Origin of the sequence: Aeromonas popoffii, assembly GCF_000820025.1 — a bacterium.
In the GTDB taxonomy this organism is placed as follows: Bacteria; Pseudomonadota; Gammaproteobacteria; order Enterobacterales; family Aeromonadaceae; genus Aeromonas; species Aeromonas popoffii.
Genome location: NZ_CDBI01000025.1, coordinates 23,692 through 39,413, shown reverse-complemented (window position 1 = coordinate 39,413; position 15,722 = coordinate 23,692). Strand labels below are relative to the sequence as shown.

Here is a 15,722-nt window from a genome sequence, read left to right as displayed (position 1 = left end):
TGTGTGAGCACTACTGTTTCCAAAAAGAGCAGGTGATGCAATTGTCAGATCTGACAGTGCCAAATGGAGTCATTTTTACAAAGCAAAAACCCGGCGCTAGGCCGGGTCTTCTAAAGGATGGTGGAGGGAGAAGGATTCGAACCTTCGAAGGCAGAGCCGTCAGATTTACAGTCTGATCCCTTTGGCCGCTCGGGAACCCCTCCACAGGGGTAAAGCATAGGTTATTCAGCCATTTCAATCGGGAAAATGGTGGAGGGAGAAGGATTCGAACCTTCGAAGGCAGAGCCGTCAGATTTACAGTCTGATCCCTTTGGCCGCTCGGGAACCCCTCCACGGGGTATTTCCTGATTGTCACTACTTTTGCACTTGAATGGTGGAGGGAGAAGGATTCGAACCTTCGAAGGCAGAGCCGTCAGATTTACAGTCTGATCCCTTTGGCCGCTCGGGAACCCCTCCCCAAGTGCGAGGCGCATACTATCAGATCCGGCAGCTTTGTGAACCCCTTCTGGTGATATCTGGCGACAAAAAAGTGCTAGCCGGTCATTTTTTGATATATTTCGCTCATTTTTCATCCTTATCAACGACTTCTATATCGATTCCCGGCATGAATATGGCGAGAGACCCGTGCCGGCAGGTACTGATGGGGCAGGTGGGTTCTGCACCGAACTTCAGCATTTTATACTGAAAATATGACCTCATCTTGTCACTGTGATGGTTGACTGGTTCACGGATGGAGATTGCGGCTACCGCATCTTACTCTCACCATTTTGTTAAAATGTTAATGGGGACGGTGGGCTCTTCATATGCAGGCTCTCGATATCGCCGTGTTGTGCGGCCAGTTTCCCGCCCTCAATCAACTGCTTGATGGCAAGATCCCATCTTTTTCGACGGTAAGGGTAGCGTTCGGATTCATCATGCCGTGATCACGGCCATGACTGACTATCTCGGCCACTTCAGACCGAGATGGCCGAGTATCTTGGCCAGCATTAGGTATGCAGCTGGGCCGGCCACTTCTATGTGCTGGCTGATGTGCAATGCAGCTAGCGGCCCACTATTGCGTGGTGAATGTCCTGCAGCGGCAGTATGTGGCGGACAGCCCCGAGCTTGATGGCCTCCTTGGGCATGCCGAATACCACGCAGGAGGTCTCATCCTGGGCGAAGGTGTTGGCGCCCGCCTCCAGCATTTCTCTTAGCCCGCGTGCACCATCATCCCCCATTCCCGTCATGATGATGCCGGTGGCATTGCCACCGGCAAATTTGGCCACAGAGCGAAACAGCACGTCCACCGAAGGGCGGTGACGGTTGATGAGAGGGCCATCGATCACATCGACGTGATAGTAGGCCCCGCTGCGCTTGAGCAGCATGTGCTTGCCCCCCGGCGCTATGAGCGCAAGACCCGGAATGACCCTGTCATTGCTCTTTGCTTCCCGCACTTCTATCTGGCACAGGTTGTTGAGTCGCTCGGCGAAGGAGGCGGTGAATTTCTCCGGCATGTGTTGCACTATGACGATGCCGGGACAAACGCGAGGCAGAGTCGTCAGCACGGCTTCCAGTGCCTGGGTGCCGCCGGTAGAGGTGCCGATTGCCACGATCCGCTCCGTGGTCTGAGCCATGGCATGCGGGCTGGCTGCGGGCATGATGGCGTCGGCATTGAGTTTGGCGGCGACAGTGGCCAAAGGCGCCTTGCCCAGTCGTTTGACATTGGCCTGGGCGGCGGCACGGACTGCCATGGCCAGCGCTTGCGCCGACTCCTGCAGAAAATTTTTGAGCCCGACCGTGGGTTTGGTGATGATGTCCACTGCGCCGGCAGCCATGGCCTGCAGCGTGGTTTCCGCCCCCTTCTCGGTCAGGGAAGAGCAGATCACCACAGGGGTCGGGTGCTCGGCCATTATCTTGGTGAGGAAGGTGATGCCATCCATGCGCGGCATCTCCACATCCAGCACTATCACGTCGGGCCACTCTTTTTTCAGCTTCTCCAGTGCAAACAGCGGGTCAGACGCGGTGGCAATCACCTTGATATCCGGTTCCTGTTCCAGAATGGCCTGCAACACCTGCCTGACCACGGCGGAGTCATCCACCAGCATGACTTTGATCTGTTTCATAGCCCAGTTCCCTTAACGATGAGGCAGCCGGTGGTGGCGTACCCAGACATTGCCGTTGGTCAGTTCAAAAATCAGGCTTCTGTGTCCTGCATGTCCGAGATGGTGGGCCTTGATCGACAGTCCCAGGTGCTGAGTCAGTTGCCAGGCCGCCTTGATGTTTTTAATTGCCACATTCATGGTGTTGAGTGTCTGCTGTTCGATAAACATGTTGCCGCCGCCGAACAACTTGACCTCGTATTCGTGAATGGGGGCGGGGTACTTGCTTATTTCATTGATAAACAACTGGATTGCCTCATCTGCATAGCGGCCATCCAGCACGTCATCGTTGTGACCACGGCTTGGCAGCATGTAGTGGCACATGCCACCCCGTTTCTGTTCCGGATGCCACATGGTAATGGCCACGCAGGAGCCAAGATGGGTGCGGATGATGGTGTTATCCTGACCAAAAAAGAATTCTCCCGGTTGCAGCACTATCTCTTTCATTTTGAAACCCTCAGGGTTTCAGATAGATGGAGGGTGATACCAGTTGCAAACCGTGGGGCAGGCCGTTCAGGCTCTCCGCATGGCTGACGATGAGATAGCCTCCCTTCTTCAAGCGTGGTACCAGGCGCTGTAGCACCTGCCCCTTGGTTTCCCGATTGAAATAGATCATCACATTGCGGATCAGAATGATGTCGAACATACCGATGTCAGGCAGCTCCTGATTCAGGTTGATGTGATGAAATTGCACCTTGTCCCTGAGCTTGCGGTCGATGATGAAGGTACCCTCCTGAAAGCCGACGCCCTTCAGGCAGTACTTCATCAGGAAGGAGAGCGGAATATTATGGGCCCGCTCGATGGGATATTGCCCCGATCTGGCCTGCTCCAGCACCCGGGTCGAAATATCCGAAGCTATCACCTCCCAATTGCCCTGGCTCAAGGTGTCAGCCAGCGTCATGGCCAGACTGTAAGGCTCTTCGCCGGATGAGCTGGCCGCGCTCCAGATGCGCACCGCCCGCTCTTTTGGCAGCAGTGCCAGCACCTTCTCGCTGAGAAACTCGAAGTGCTTTGGTTCCCGGAAAAAGTAGGTCTCGTTGGTGGTGAGCAGGTCCAGTGCGATTTGCAGCTCTGCCCCCCGGTTATTCATGATCAGGCTGAAATAGTCGCCGTAGCTCTCCAGTTCGTAGTGACAGAGCCGTTTTGACAGCCGGCTGGCGACCAGCGCCTTCTTCGCCGGTGACAGATCGATGCCCGCCGTTTGGTGGAGCCAGCGTTGAAACTGTGTAAATTCATCATCATGCAACTGGGTCTGATACACGACCTGACTCCCTGTGGTGATCGGGGCGTAGCGGGTGAGCCATGCTCACCCGCTACCTTGCTTAGAACCGAACAAAATCAGCGTCGTTGTGGGGGCGAGGGGAACCATTGAAGCCATCTTGTCCATTGCCGTCGGTGATGAAACGTCCTCGGGTTGCAGCCCGGGGGGTTGTGGTTTTGTGACCCGTGCCGCCCTTGTGTTGCTCCAGGGTAAAGAACTCCATGGCCAGTTGCAGTTGCTCGGCCTGGCTGCTCATCTCCTCTGCTGTGGCCGCCAGCTGCTCGCTGCAGGATGCATTCTGCTGGGTCACCTGGCTTAGCTGATTCATGGCGATATTGATCTGGCTAACGCCGGTGGATTGTTCGGCGGAGGCCGCGCTGATCTCCTGTACCAGATCCGAAGTCTTGTTGATGGAGGGCACCATCTGATCGAGCAGGCGGCCCGCTTTTTCCGCCATGTCGACGCTGCTGGAGGCCAGCTCGCCTATCTCCTGAGCCGCCACCTGGCTGCGCTCCGCCAGTTTGCGGACCTCGGCGGCGACCACCGCAAAGCCCTTGCCGTGATCCCCCGCACGGGCGGCTTCGATGGCGGCGTTGAGGGCCAATAGATTGGTCTGGTAGGCGATGTCATCAATGATGCCGATTCGTTTGGCGATCTGTTTCATGGCATCGACCGTGAGCTTGACTGCTTCACCGCCTTCCACGGCCTCCTTGGCCGCCTTGCTGGCCATGCCATCCGTGACCTGAGCGTTGTCTGTGTTCTGGTTGATGCTGGCACTCATCTGCTCGATGGAGGCGCTGGTCTCCTCCATGCTGGATGCCTGCTCACTGCTCGACTGACTGATAGATTGGGCGGTGGCGCTGACTTGTTCCGAGGCACTGGAGAGGTTATCGGACGCGCTCCGCACCTCGGTCACTATGTTGGTCAGCGAGATGATGGTTTGGTTGAGGGAGTCCTTGGTAGTGCCAAATACCCCGGGGTAGTCGGCCACGATCGTTTGGGTCAGATCTCCCCGAGCCAGGCATTGCACCACCCGGATCACGTCGTTGAGACTGGTGTCTATCACCTCTGCGATGCGGTTGATGCCTTCCCCCAGGGTCTGGAAGAAACCACTCTTGCCCACCAGATCCATGCGTTTGTGCAGCTCCCCGTTGATCACCGCCTGCACGATCTCCGACATCTCCCGCTCGATCGCGACCTCCTTGGTGCGATCAGACCACTCGACCACGGAGCCCAGCCGCTCGCCATCATCGCTGAACACTGGGTTGGCAATGAGCGAGAAGGTGCGGCCACCGAGCAGGATCTGGGTCTTGTAGGTATTGCTCAGCTTGGCCAGCATGCCGCGCTGATGGCCGGGATTCTTGTGAAAACTGTCGATGTTGGCCCCCATCAGGGTGGACGAATTGAAGCTGAAGAGATCCTTCTTGATGTCGGACTCGGCCAGGCTAAGCATCTCCTTGACCGATTCGTTCATGTAGATGATGTTCAAATCTGTGTCGGCAATCATCACGTTGGTACTGGCGCCATCCAGCGCTCTTTTGACTCGCAGGCTTTCGGCGGCGGCGAGTTTGGCCGCCGCGTTGGCCGCTTTCACCTCATTTTCGATGGCGATCTCCTTGGTGCGATCTGCCCACTCCACCACTGAACCGAGCCGCTCTCCGCTATCGTTGAAGACAGGGTTGGCGATCAGGGAGAAGATGCGGCCACCGACCGAGATCTGCGTGCGGTAGGTCTTGTCCAGCTTGGCCAGCATGCTGCGCTGGTGGGACGGATCCTTGTGAAAGGTGTCTATGTTCTTGCCCATCAGCTGTCTGGTATCGAAGTTGGGCAGATCCTTGCGGATGTCGGACTCCGCCTGCCCCAGCATGGCGAGCACGGCTTCATTCATGTAGACGATGTCGAGGTTGGTATCGGCGATCATCACATTGGTCGAGGCACCATCCAGAGCCTTGCGCACCCGCAGGTTCTCGTCATACAGGGCCTGGTTGGCGCTGATGGCCGCCAGCCCGCTGTTGAGCCGCTGGCCCAGCAGCGTGATTACCTGGTTGAACTCCTGACAGAGTTCCCGCAGCGGGCCATCCAGTGTGCCCAGTTCCAGCAGGAACGGCGGTTCACCCTGCGCGATCCCCTGCGAAATAGTGCGAGTAGCCCCGATCAACTGGGTCAGTTGTGCTTGTTGCAAGGTATGAGCGCTACCGTTGCCGAAGAGATTGCCAAAGAATGATTGAGTCATGGGCCTGATCCTTGTGCGACATGTCATTGCTGTGTGGTGTGAGCGACACTCTCGTTGTTGTTGATGTTTGGGTTATGGCGTTGGCTGTTTTTGTTCCAGCAGCCGTTCCTGCTGCTGGGTCAGTTCACTTAGTTGTGTCATCTCGTCGATGGAGAGCACCTTCTCGGTATTGATGAGGATGACGAACTTGCCATTCACCTTGCCCATACCGCTGATGAAATCGGCCCGGATGCGGGCGCCAAAACTGGGCGGTGGCTCTATCTCGTTGCAGGGAATGGTCAGTACTTCCGAGACCGAATCCACCACGACCCCAATGTCCTGATTGCCGTGCTCGGGATCATCCGGGTGCATCCCTTCGATGATGACGATGCAACTACGGCGGGTGATGCTGGAGGGGGCATTGCCAAAGCGAGCGTTGAGGTCCACCACCGAGACCACTGCCCCCCTGAGGTTGATCACGCCGCGGATGAAGCTGGGCATCATGGGGATGGGAGTGATGTTGCCGTATTCGATGATTTCTTTGACCCCGAGAATGTTGATGGCAAACATCTCACCCTTGATCAGGAAGGTCAGATACTGGGCATCGCCCTGATTGTCATGAGCCAGTGTGACTGGCTGTGGGACCACTTCGGTTGACATGCTCATGAGTCTCTCCGGTTAAAAGCGGACAAAATCGGCTTCATCAACCTGGGGTTGAGGTACCGTGTTGCCGTGCAGCGGGTGGTGGGCGGGCATGACAAACGTGCCTCTGGGGGACGCTCCCCTGTGCGTACCCTCGCTGAGTTTTGAGGGCCTGACCAGGTTATCCAGCGAGAAGAAGTCCATGGTCTGCTGCAGCTCGTTGGCCTGGGAGCTCATCTCCTCGGCGGTGGCGGCCAGTTCCTCGCTGCTGGCCGCGTTCTGCTGGGTCACCTGATTGAGCTGGTTCATGGCCATGCTGATCTGGTTAGCCGCGCTGGCCTGCTCGCCGGACGCAGCATTGATCTCCTGGACCAGGTCGGATGTCTTGCGAATGGAAGGCACTATCTTGTCGAGCAGACTGCCCGCTTTCTCTGCGGTATCGACGCTGCTGGAGGATAGTTCCCCTATCTCCTGCGCCGCAATCTGGCTGCGCTCAGCCAATTTGCGTACCTCGGCGGCCACTACCGCAAAGCCCTTGCCATGTTCACCGGCGCGGGCCGCCTCTATGGCGGCATTGAGCGCCAGCAGGTTGGTCTGGTAGGCGATGTCATCGATAATGCTGACTTTGCGGGCTATCTGTTGCATCGCCGCCACGGTTTGCTGTACCGAGTGACCCCCTTCGGTCGCTTCGAGGACGGCGCTGCTCGCCATGTTGTCGGTCACCTTGGCGTTGTCGGTGTTCTGGTTGATGCTGGCACTCATCTGCTCGATGGAGGCGCTGGTTTCTTCCACGCTCGCTGCCTGTTCACTGGTGGCCTGACTCAGGGACTGGGCCGTGGTGCTGACTTGGCTGGAGGCATTGGTGAGGTTGTCAGCGGCGTTGCGTACCTCTTCAATGATGGCTGTCAAGGCGTCTATGGTGCTGTTGAGACCATCTTTGGTCTGACCAAAAATCCCCGGGTAGGGCTGATCTATCTTTTGGGTGAGATCCCCCCGCGACAGGGCGGTGGCGATGCGCATGACATCCTTGAGGCTGGTATCTGTGACGTTGGACAAGCGGTTCAGCTGCTCGGACAAGCGTTTGGTATAACCCTGCCGATTGTCCAGCGCTATCTTGTAGCTGAAATCCCCTTGATCGACGGCGGCGGTGACCAGGGTTTCTATGTCGTTGATGAGTGCTGTCAGCTTGTTGACCATATTCTGCATGGCCATCAAGAGTTGACCCGCTTCATCGTTGGCTCCTATGGTGATGGTGACGTCGAGGTTCCCCTCCGCCAGATGGTTGGCCACCTGCAGCGCCTGATTGATGGGGGCAATGATGCTGCGGATGAGCACTATACCAAGCCAGGCCGCCGCCACTATCCCCGCCGTGACCACTACCATCATGGTGAGCAGCATGGCGTCGTACCAGGATTGAGCCTGCTCATATTCGGCTTTGGCCACATCGAGTTGCAGAGTGACCAGCTCAGTTATCTTGTTGCCGATGGGATCGATAGAGCTGTAAAGCTTGCCGTCAAAATCATTGAGGGTGCCGGCGATGACTCCGTGCTGGGTCGCTAGAAACTGCTCCAGTTTGGTGATATCGCGATCCGCCGCGTTGAACAGGGTGCCCGCCTCAGCCGATAGTTTCTGCTCGGCTGCGGTCAGCTTGGTGGACTGATAATGCTGCCACTCTTGCTTGATCTGCTGCTGGGCCCGCTGGACCTGTTGCAATGCCTCTTCGGCGCTGATGAGGCCCACATTGGCCTTGTTGACGTTGTCGATGACGGCGACGGCGTAGTTGTCTGAGATGGTTTTCAGCTGTTTGAGCGGCACCACACGGTCGTTATAAACCCGTTGCAGGCCCTGGTTGCTGCTCTGCATGTTGTAGAGTCCTAGCCCGCCAACGCCTAGTAGCAGCAGGCATAGTAGGCAGAGCAGGATGGTGAGTCGCATTTTAATGGTGGAGTTTCTGAACATAATGGGCTCCTGGCGTTAATTGACTCTTGGTTGAGTTTGCTGGCGAGGAAGGGCGTACTGGCTCAGCTGGCTCAGTTCCTGATCGATGGCATGTTGAATGAGGGAGGGAATATCCAGGATCAGGGCAACCTCGCCACCGCCCAGAATGGTGGATCCGCTGATCCCTTGCAGGCGTTGAAACAGCTTGCCGAGCGGCTTGATCACGATCTGAAACTCCCCCAGCAGTTCATCGACTACCAGCCCGGATTTTTTGCCGCCGTGACTGACGACCACTATGTTTTCCCTGCGCCCTCTCGCACCTTCGATATCGAAGTATTGTTGGAGTCGTACGAATGGCAGCACCTCGCCGCGCAGGTTGAGGTAGTTGCGTCCCTGAGTATCGGCCAGCGCACTCTGGGTCAGCTCAACGCACTCGATTACCATGTCGAGGGGTATGACGTAATGTGTGGTGCTAACCCTGACCAAAAAGCCGTCGATGATGGCCAGGGTCAATGGCAACCTGATCTGCACTCGGGTGCCCTGTCCTGGCTTGCTGTCCAGCTCGACGCTGCCGCGCAGGGCCGTGATGTTGCGTTTGACCACGTCCATGCCAACCCCTCGACCCGAGAGGTTGGTGATTGTCTCTGCGGTGGAAAAACCGGGCTCGAAGATGAGCAGGTAGATCTCCTGATCTGTCAAGGCCGCATTGGCGGCGACCAGGCCCCGTTCTTGCGCCTTTTGCAGAATTCTTGCTTTGTTGAGTCCGGCGCCATCGTCCTTGATCTCGATGACGATGCTGCCGGAGTCGTGATAGGCATTGAGGGTCAAAGTGCCCCTCGCCGGTTTGCCGGCGGCGAGGCGCTGCCCCGCCGATTCGATGCCGTGATCCATGGAATTGCGAACCAGATGCATCAGGGGATCACCTATCTTTTCCACCACGGATTTGTCGAGTTCGGTGTCACCGCCTGTGATGACTAGCGCAATGTTCTTGTTCAGCTCTTGGCTTACGTCGCGCACGACGCGCTGGAAGCGGTTGAAGGTGTCCCCAATGGGTACCATGCGCAGGCGCAGGGCGCCATCCCGGATCTCCTCGACCAGCATGGCGATGGTGGAGTTGGCCTCCTGCAACTGGCTGTCCCGTGAGCGTTGGGCTAACAGACTGGCGCCCGAGCTGGCGACCACCAGCTCGCCAACCAGGTTGATCAGATCATCCAGCTTGTCGGCATGTACTCGGACGTAGCGCCCCTCTTTGGTTTTATTCTCCTTGTTCTGGTGTTGTTTCTTGAGCGCGGCCTCTACGACCACTTCGTTGACTGCGCCCTGTGCAATCAGGATCTCCCCCAGCTTGCTGCTGTCTGTCTGCGGGTTGTCATGCTGGGTTTGCAGGCCGAGCGCTAGCTCGCTGGCGGTTAGTGCTCCCGTTTTGACCAACAATTGTCCCAGCATATCGTTGTCTTCTGGCAGGTCATTGATGAGCGCTATGTACTCGGCAATTTTGCTGTGAGGGGGCAGTATGGTGATGCGGCAGTCATCGCGTACGAATTCGAACACGTCGCTCAGGGCTCCCTTGTCGGCCTGGGTGTCGACATCGAGTTCATAACCGAGGTAGCAGTTCTCGGGATCGAAATGTTCCCAGTCGGGAAGGGCGTCGTGAAGGGTTTCGATGGAGCAGAGGGTGCCCATGGTGCCGAGGTAGCGCAGAAACGAGGTGGGATCCATGCCATTGCGCAGCACATCCGGGCCAAAGCGCAGGGAGATGTGCCACAACGAGGTGGTGCTGACATGACCCTCTTCCTTGCTGAGCGGCTCAGCGCCTGCTGATGGGGTGCAGTCCGTCAACCCGGTCGGGCGGGTCGCCTGATGGCGTGCCAAATTTAGCCGCAACTGAGAGTCCATAGCCTGTTCGTCACCCCCCAGGGACGCGCCTTGCTCTGCGACCAGATAGACCAGCCGCTCGATATGATCCCGGCTCTCCAGCAGATCCTTGATAAGCGTCGTGGTGATCGCCAGTTGCTGATTGCGCACCTGATCGAGCAAGTCTTCAACTATGTGGGTGAAACTGACGATGGGCTGCAAGCCAAACAGGCCGGCGGATCCCTTGATGGTATGTGCCGCCCGAAAGATAGCACCGATCAGCTCGCTGTTGTTCGGGTCGTTTTCCAACGTCAGCAGGGCGGACTCCATCTCTTCCAGCAGTTCGCGTGCCTCGGCGATGTAGGTTTGCAGGGCCTGATCAAGATTGATGCTCACGAATGACTCCTTGTCACTGGGACTGCCTAGGCGTGATCAGCGTGGGGCATGAGGGTTGGATCGCCAAAGAAGGCTGTCAGTTGACACAGCTCCAGCGCGTCGAGCACCGCATGGCTGTGCATGATCAGGTGCAGTGGATAACCGCCCTGTTGCGCCGTTTTCTTGGCAGCCAGCAACAGCTGCAAGCCGGCACTATCCATCTCGGATACTTGGGACAGATCTAGCTCCAGCGCCTGCTGGCGGTAAAGCAGGGGGGTGAGTGCCTGCTTGAGATCGGCGGCTGTATAGATGGTCATATCCCCCGAGACTTTGACCAGCGTCTTGTGTTCACCTGTCTCTATGTGCAGCGGCATTGGTGGCTCCTGACTCAGGGCATGATGAGCTTGGCGACGGCCGCCAGCATCTGATCGGGTTGAAATGGCTTGACCACCCAGGCTTTGGCTCCTGCAGCCTGTCCCTCCTGCTTCTTGCTGTCCTGGGATTCGGTGGTCAGCATGATGACGGGGGTGAACTTGTAGCTTGCCAGTTTCTTGGCCTCCTTGACGAAGCTGATGCCATCCATGTTCGGCATGTTGACGTCGCTGATGATGAGATTGATCTTCTTGCCGTCGAGTTTCCTGAGGGCATCCTTGCCATCGCAGGCTTCCATCACCTCGTAACCGGCTCCCTTGAGCGTCATGCCGACGACTTGGCGAATGGTTGCCGAGTCATCCACGATCAGGACTGTTTTGGACATATCTGTCTCCTAGAAAAAAGTAACGTCTGCGCTGCGGGATGAATTCACCATGGGTTGCTGACGGCGGCCATGATGAATGTTGCGTTGTTCATCTGTGGCGTAGGAGAGTTCCATGTCTGCCAGCCAGCTCTCCGCATCTATCTGGATGGGGCCTGACTGGTGTGTTCTATTACGTGAGGAAATCAGATGGTCATTGAGGCTGTCCATGTTCTGGCGTACATGGTTGAGGATTTGACTGACCCTATCCTGGAACTGTAGCGAAACGATGACATCGGAGATCTCGCGGTGGATCCCCGAGCTTTCGCTCTGCAGCAGGGCTGCCGACTCCGCCAGGCTGGTAGTGGCCATGCGAAAGCGCTCCAGCACCTGCTCGATAGCGTGCTCCGAGTCACTGACGGCTGCTTGATCCCGCGCGGCTGCGCTTTCTGCTATCTGGAAGGCTCGGCCAATGCCGCTATTGATGGTGTCGACCTTGTCCGTCATCTTCTTGGCCGTTTCGCTGGAGAGGCGCGACAGGGTGCGCACTTCATCGGCCACCACGGCGAAGCCGCGACCGGCCTCGCCAGCCCGAGCCGCCTCTATTGCAGCATTGAGCGCCAGCAAGTTGGTCTGGGAAGCAATTTTGGCCACATCGAGCGCCATGGTATTGAGCTCTATGGTGTAGGCGGTAAGCGTCTTGATTTCCGCCAGCATGGCATCGCGATTGGCTTGCGCGGAATGCATGATGGCGAGCACCTGGTTGAGCTGAGCCTGGCTCTCGGCCAGTACGGCGGCCATGCCCGCCGATTTTGTCCCGCCCAGATTTCCGGCGGCATTGTGAGAGGCGGCTACCGCCTCTTCCAGCTTGGTGGTGAGCCCGGAGAAGCGCTGGGTCAGATCGATCATGGCCCCTTCGGTCTGCTGACGAGAGCTCTCAATTTGCTGTGACCAGATGGGGACCGCTTTCTCGCACACTTGCTCGAGCCCAATAATGGAATGGCTGAGCTGGGCGGCAGACCAGGTATGGGCAGCCTCCTCGTCGTGATGGCTTGCCTCCGGCTTGTTGTGATAGTGATGGGAGCACCAGAGGGCTGCGCCCAGGGCCAGCACGCCGTTGGCCAGCAGATAAGACAGAGGGCTGCCAGCGAGAACTAGCAGCAGGATGCTGAGCAGGCCTATGCCTAGGCAGCATGCCCAACTCACGGGGTCCCAGAATGCAATTGTCTCTGCCGTCTTGTGATCTGTCATACGCAAACTCATCCCTGCACGTGAGTCGAGGCGGGAGCAAGCTGTTATCCCACTGGTGTCAGAGAGGATGAACCACGCCCGAACCCATTAATTACAAATGGCTCAATAAGGTTAGCGCAAAAAAATAACTTGGTTGCAAGTCGCCCCAATTCAGCGGGGACTACTGATAAAGCTGGAATATGGAGGCAGCCGACGGGGGCTCTGGCGAAATGAGATCGCTGTGACGTGGCGTATAACGAAGCGTGGGGATAGCGGGGAGGCAAGCACAGATAAAAAGGAGCCTGATGACTCAGGCCCCTGATAAGGATTAGTCCTCGTTGGCGTGGGCCTTCTGGCAACCTTCTACCGCATGGGCAATCAGCTCAAGTGCACTCTTGTCGCACGGGGGCAGTTCGGCATCACACGAGTTGATGGGGGTGACGCGGTCGCCCCACTTGATGATGGCAGCGCCCCAGGTCAGACCGGCACCGAATGCGGCGGTCAGCAGATAGGAATTCGGCTTGACGCGGCCTTGCTCCAGCGCTTCGCACAGGGCGATGGGGACTGTGGCAGCGGAGGTGTTGCCGTAGTTCTCTATGTTGACCATCACCTTCTCCATGGGCGCGTTCATGCGCTTGGCCAAGGTTTCGATGATGCGGATGTTGGCCTGGTGCGGCACGATGAGATCGATTTGCTCAGGTGTAATTCCGGCTTGGGTGAGTGCGCAACTGGTCGCTTCACCCATGCCGCGCACCGCGCGCTTGAAAATTTCCTGGCCTTCAAAGTTGAAGGTAAACAGACCGTCGATATCGGCAAAACGCACCCGATCGGTACCAAAGTTCGGGACGTGCAGTATCTCCCTTGCTTCGCTGTCACAGCCGAGTTTGTTGGCAATCAGGCCACACTCCTGCTCGCTCGCCTCGATCACCACTGCCCCCGCACCATCACCAAACAGCACTGCGGTATCGCGGCGGGTCCAGTCCAGCAGGTAAGTCAGACGCTCGGCACCGATCACCAGCACTTTCTTCATCATGCCGGTTTGCACTAATGAGGTGCCGACCGAGAGGGCGTAGACAAACCCGGTACAGGCCGCATTGAGGTCGAACACGGCCGCATTGACGGCGCCCAGTTTCTGCTGCACCGCAGAGGCTGCATTGGGCGCGAGCGTATCAGGTGTCGCCGTCGCCAAGATGATGCCATCGAGATCGCTGGCTGTCAGGCCTGCACAGGCCAGGGCGCGGCGACTGGCCAGGGTGGCGAGATCCGAGGTGCTGACGTGGGAGATCCGGCGGGCCTTGATACCGGTACGCGGATAGATCCATTCATCCGACGTATCCATGATGGTGCTGAGGTCATCGTTGGTCAGCACTGAGGGAGGCAGACATTTGCCCCAACCGGTGATATTGGCGTATTTCATCTTGTTACCGCTTCTCAAAGTGGATCGCCCGCGGGCGGAAAATCGCGCAATTATGCCGCACGGACCAACCACTGTCATCTTGTGGCCATGGTTATCTGGCAGGGAAGGGGCGTAAAACCGCCGAAAATAGCGGGAGATTTTGCTTAAAGTCGAGGACTCGCCTGCCCTAAAATAGGGTTTTCCACCATCCTATGGGGCCGCCCCTTGCACAAAGCCAACCTCAATCTGCTGCCCACCCTCAAGGTACTGCTGGAGACCCGCAACATCAGCCGGGCAGCTGAGCTGCTGCACCTTAGCCAGCCCTCCATCAGCAAGCAGCTAAGTCAGTTGCGCAACGAGTTTGGCGACGACTTGCTGGTGCGGGAGGGGCAGCGCTGGCTGCTGACGCCACGGGCCGAGACGCTGGCGGCAGCCTTGGCGGATTCCCTCGGTGCGCTGGATCGGCTCTACGAAGCACCGGGTTTCGACCCCGGTCGCTGCGAGCGGGTGTTTCGGCTTGCCTCGTCCGATTATGTGGCCCAGCACATCCTGCCCGATATCTGCGCCGCGCTGGCCAAAGAGGCGCCGCTGGCGGCGCTGGAGTACAGCTTGTGGGACAAGCGCCAGTTACCGCAGCTGTGGCAGTCAGAGCTGGATCTGGTCTCCACCATTACGGATCTGGTGCCGGAGCAGATCCGTGGCCTGCATCAGGGAGAAGACCGGCTGGTGGTGCTGATGGGGAGTCACCATCCGTTGGCGGGCAATCCGCTCAGTCTGGATCACTACCTCGCCTGGTCCCATCTGCAGGTGAGCGGCGGCGGCGACAAGGACAGCCCGGTGGAGCAGGTGCTGGCGCCGCAGGGGCTTACCCGGCGCTGGTTTGCCAGGGTGCCCTTCTTTCAGGCCGCAGTCGAGGTACTGCTGCGCACCGACTGCTTGATGACCACCCCCGCCCATATCGCCTGGCAACTTTCACGTGAGCACGATCTTACATTCTGTGATCTGCCGTTCGCCACCCGCCCCCAGCAGTATCATTTGCTGTGGCACCAGCGCCATCATCAGGATCCGGCTCACAAGTGGTTTCGTGATCTGGCCTACCCCTTCTTGCGCGAACACCTGCAAAGCACTGTCGCCGAGGGTCGCAAGCTGTTGGCTGGCGTCCGCTAACCGCAGTCGGTTGCGCCAACCTATAGCCATTGGCTATGGGATCTATTCATAACTTTCACTTCTGGCATAACTGGCCGCCCCTTACCCTGAGCTCCGCTGCTGATATTCGGTTTACAGATAGGGAAAGATATGGAATTGACGAGTTGGCTGGCACTGGCCGCAATCTGCGTGATGGGGGCCATCAGCCCGGGGCCGAGCCTGGCGCTGATCATCCGTAACACGGTGCAAGGAGGGCAGGGCCACGGGGTGGCGACTGCCCTGGGTCATGGCTTCGGGGTCGGGATCTATGCACTGATTACCGCGCTGGGGCTCTCCGTGCTGATCACCCAGACCCCGCTGCTGTTTGATCTGATCCGCTACGGTGGCGCCGCGTTTCTCGCCTGGCTCGGCATCAAGGCGCTGCTTGCCAAGCCCGCCAGTGAGTCGGTCGAGGAGGTGGTACATCAGCTGCGTGGGCGTCAGGGCGCCTTTGAAGGCTTTATGGTCGCCTTTCTCAACCCCCAGCTCGCCATCTTCTTTATCGCCCTCTTCAGCCAGTTCGTACGGGCCGACACCGGTTGGAACGAGGGGGGGATCATGATGCTCACCGCAGGTGGCATAGATGCTATCTGGTACGTGCTGGTGGCGCTGGTGCTCTCTCGTGGGCCCGTGCTGGGCTGGCTCAAAGCCAAATCCTTCGTGATCGACAAGGTCAGCGGCCTGGTACTGCTGGGATTGGCTTTGAAGGTGGTGCTCTGAGGTTCACTTGTCAGTGGCTCGCGCGATGACAGGGCAGG

At 58.0% G+C, this 15,722-nt stretch carries 13 protein-coding genes, 3 tRNA genes and 1 pseudogene; 3 read left to right on the top strand and 14 right to left on the bottom strand.

Annotation, left to right across the window (positions count from 1 at the left end; translation table 11 throughout):
- Nucleotides 1-118: 118 nt before the first annotated feature.
- The 3 genes from BN1129_RS05515 to BN1129_RS05505 form a co-directional block, all read right to left on the bottom strand.
- Nucleotides 119-203 (bottom strand) — tRNA-Tyr (locus tag BN1129_RS05515).
- A 44-nt stretch (nucleotides 204-247) separates the two neighbouring features.
- Nucleotides 248-332: transfer RNA gene (locus tag BN1129_RS05510), tRNA-Tyr, on the bottom strand.
- Nucleotides 333-371: 39 nt separating this feature from the next.
- A tRNA-Tyr gene (locus BN1129_RS05505) sits at nucleotides 372-456 on the bottom strand.
- Between the two features lie 347 nt (nucleotides 457-803).
- Between BN1129_RS05505 and BN1129_RS24470 the strand changes: the two are divergent.
- Nucleotides 804-955: pseudogene (locus tag BN1129_RS24470) on the top strand (cysteine desulfurase-like protein); the annotation flags it as partial.
- A gap of 85 nt (nucleotides 956-1,040) precedes the next feature.
- On the opposite strand, the gene BN1129_RS05500 reads toward BN1129_RS24470, so the two are convergent.
- The 11 genes from BN1129_RS05500 to BN1129_RS05450 all read right to left on the bottom strand — a co-directional run bounded on the left by BN1129_RS05500 (nucleotide 1,041) and on the right by BN1129_RS05450 (nucleotide 13,800).
- Nucleotides 1,041-2,102 (bottom strand): protein-glutamate methylesterase/protein-glutamine glutaminase, encoded by a 1,062-nt coding sequence (locus BN1129_RS05500; RefSeq protein ID WP_042034993.1) that lies wholly within the window; start codon nucleotides 2,100-2,102, stop codon nucleotides 1,041-1,043.
- Nucleotides 2,103-2,114: 12 nt separating this feature from the next.
- Nucleotides 2,115-2,585, bottom strand: coding sequence for a chemoreceptor glutamine deamidase CheD (gene cheD, locus BN1129_RS05495; protein WP_042034992.1), 471 nt, complete (start codon nucleotides 2,583-2,585; stop codon nucleotides 2,115-2,117).
- A gap of 10 nt (nucleotides 2,586-2,595) precedes the next feature.
- Nucleotides 2,596-3,399 (bottom strand): CheR family methyltransferase, encoded by an 804-nt coding sequence (locus tag BN1129_RS05490; protein WP_042034991.1) that lies wholly within the window; start codon nucleotides 3,397-3,399, stop codon nucleotides 2,596-2,598.
- 61 nt (nucleotides 3,400-3,460) lie between these two features.
- Nucleotides 3,461-5,632 carry a methyl-accepting chemotaxis protein gene (locus BN1129_RS05485; RefSeq protein WP_042034989.1) on the bottom strand — a complete coding sequence of 724 codons (2,172 nt, stop codon included), beginning with the start codon at nucleotides 5,630-5,632 and terminating at the stop codon, nucleotides 3,461-3,463.
- Nucleotides 5,633-5,704: 72 nt separating this feature from the next.
- Nucleotides 5,705-6,277, bottom strand: a complete 573-nt coding sequence (locus tag BN1129_RS05480) for a chemotaxis protein CheW (RefSeq protein WP_042034988.1) — start codon at nucleotides 6,275-6,277, stop codon at nucleotides 5,705-5,707.
- A 12-nt stretch (nucleotides 6,278-6,289) separates the two neighbouring features.
- Entirely contained in the window at nucleotides 6,290-8,212 is a 1,923-nt protein-coding gene (locus BN1129_RS05475; RefSeq protein ID WP_042034987.1) for a methyl-accepting chemotaxis protein, read from the bottom strand.
- A 15-nt stretch (nucleotides 8,213-8,227) separates the two neighbouring features.
- Complete coding sequence (locus BN1129_RS05470; RefSeq protein WP_042034986.1) at nucleotides 8,228-10,441, bottom strand: chemotaxis protein CheA; 2,214 nt, start codon at nucleotides 10,439-10,441, stop codon at nucleotides 8,228-8,230.
- A 26-nt stretch (nucleotides 10,442-10,467) separates the two neighbouring features.
- The gene (locus tag BN1129_RS05465; protein WP_042034985.1) at nucleotides 10,468-10,794 is read right to left on the bottom strand and encodes an STAS domain-containing protein; all 327 of its coding nucleotides are present in this window, start codon (nucleotides 10,792-10,794) and stop codon (nucleotides 10,468-10,470) included.
- A 14-nt stretch (nucleotides 10,795-10,808) separates the two neighbouring features.
- On the bottom strand, nucleotides 10,809-11,177 hold the full coding sequence (locus BN1129_RS05460; protein WP_042034984.1) for a response regulator: 369 nt from the start codon (nucleotides 11,175-11,177) through the stop codon (nucleotides 10,809-10,811).
- Nucleotides 11,178-11,186: 9 nt separating this feature from the next.
- Nucleotides 11,187-12,404 (bottom strand): methyl-accepting chemotaxis protein, encoded by a 1,218-nt coding sequence (locus tag BN1129_RS05455; protein ID WP_042034983.1) that lies wholly within the window; start codon nucleotides 12,402-12,404, stop codon nucleotides 11,187-11,189.
- Between the two features lie 307 nt (nucleotides 12,405-12,711).
- Nucleotides 12,712-13,800, bottom strand: a complete 1,089-nt coding sequence (locus BN1129_RS05450) for a ketoacyl-ACP synthase III (RefSeq protein WP_042034982.1) — start codon at nucleotides 13,798-13,800, stop codon at nucleotides 12,712-12,714.
- A gap of 204 nt (nucleotides 13,801-14,004) precedes the next feature.
- Between BN1129_RS05450 and BN1129_RS05445 the strand changes: the two genes are divergently transcribed.
- Both BN1129_RS05445 and BN1129_RS05440 read left to right on the top strand, forming a co-directional pair.
- Entirely contained in the window at nucleotides 14,005-14,946 is a 942-nt protein-coding gene (locus BN1129_RS05445; protein ID WP_042034981.1) for a LysR family transcriptional regulator, read from the top strand.
- A 129-nt stretch (nucleotides 14,947-15,075) separates the two neighbouring features.
- The gene (locus tag BN1129_RS05440; RefSeq protein ID WP_042034979.1) at nucleotides 15,076-15,684 is read left to right on the top strand and encodes a LysE family translocator; all 609 of its coding nucleotides are present in this window, start codon (nucleotides 15,076-15,078) and stop codon (nucleotides 15,682-15,684) included.
- Nucleotides 15,685-15,722: the final 38 nt, after the last annotated feature.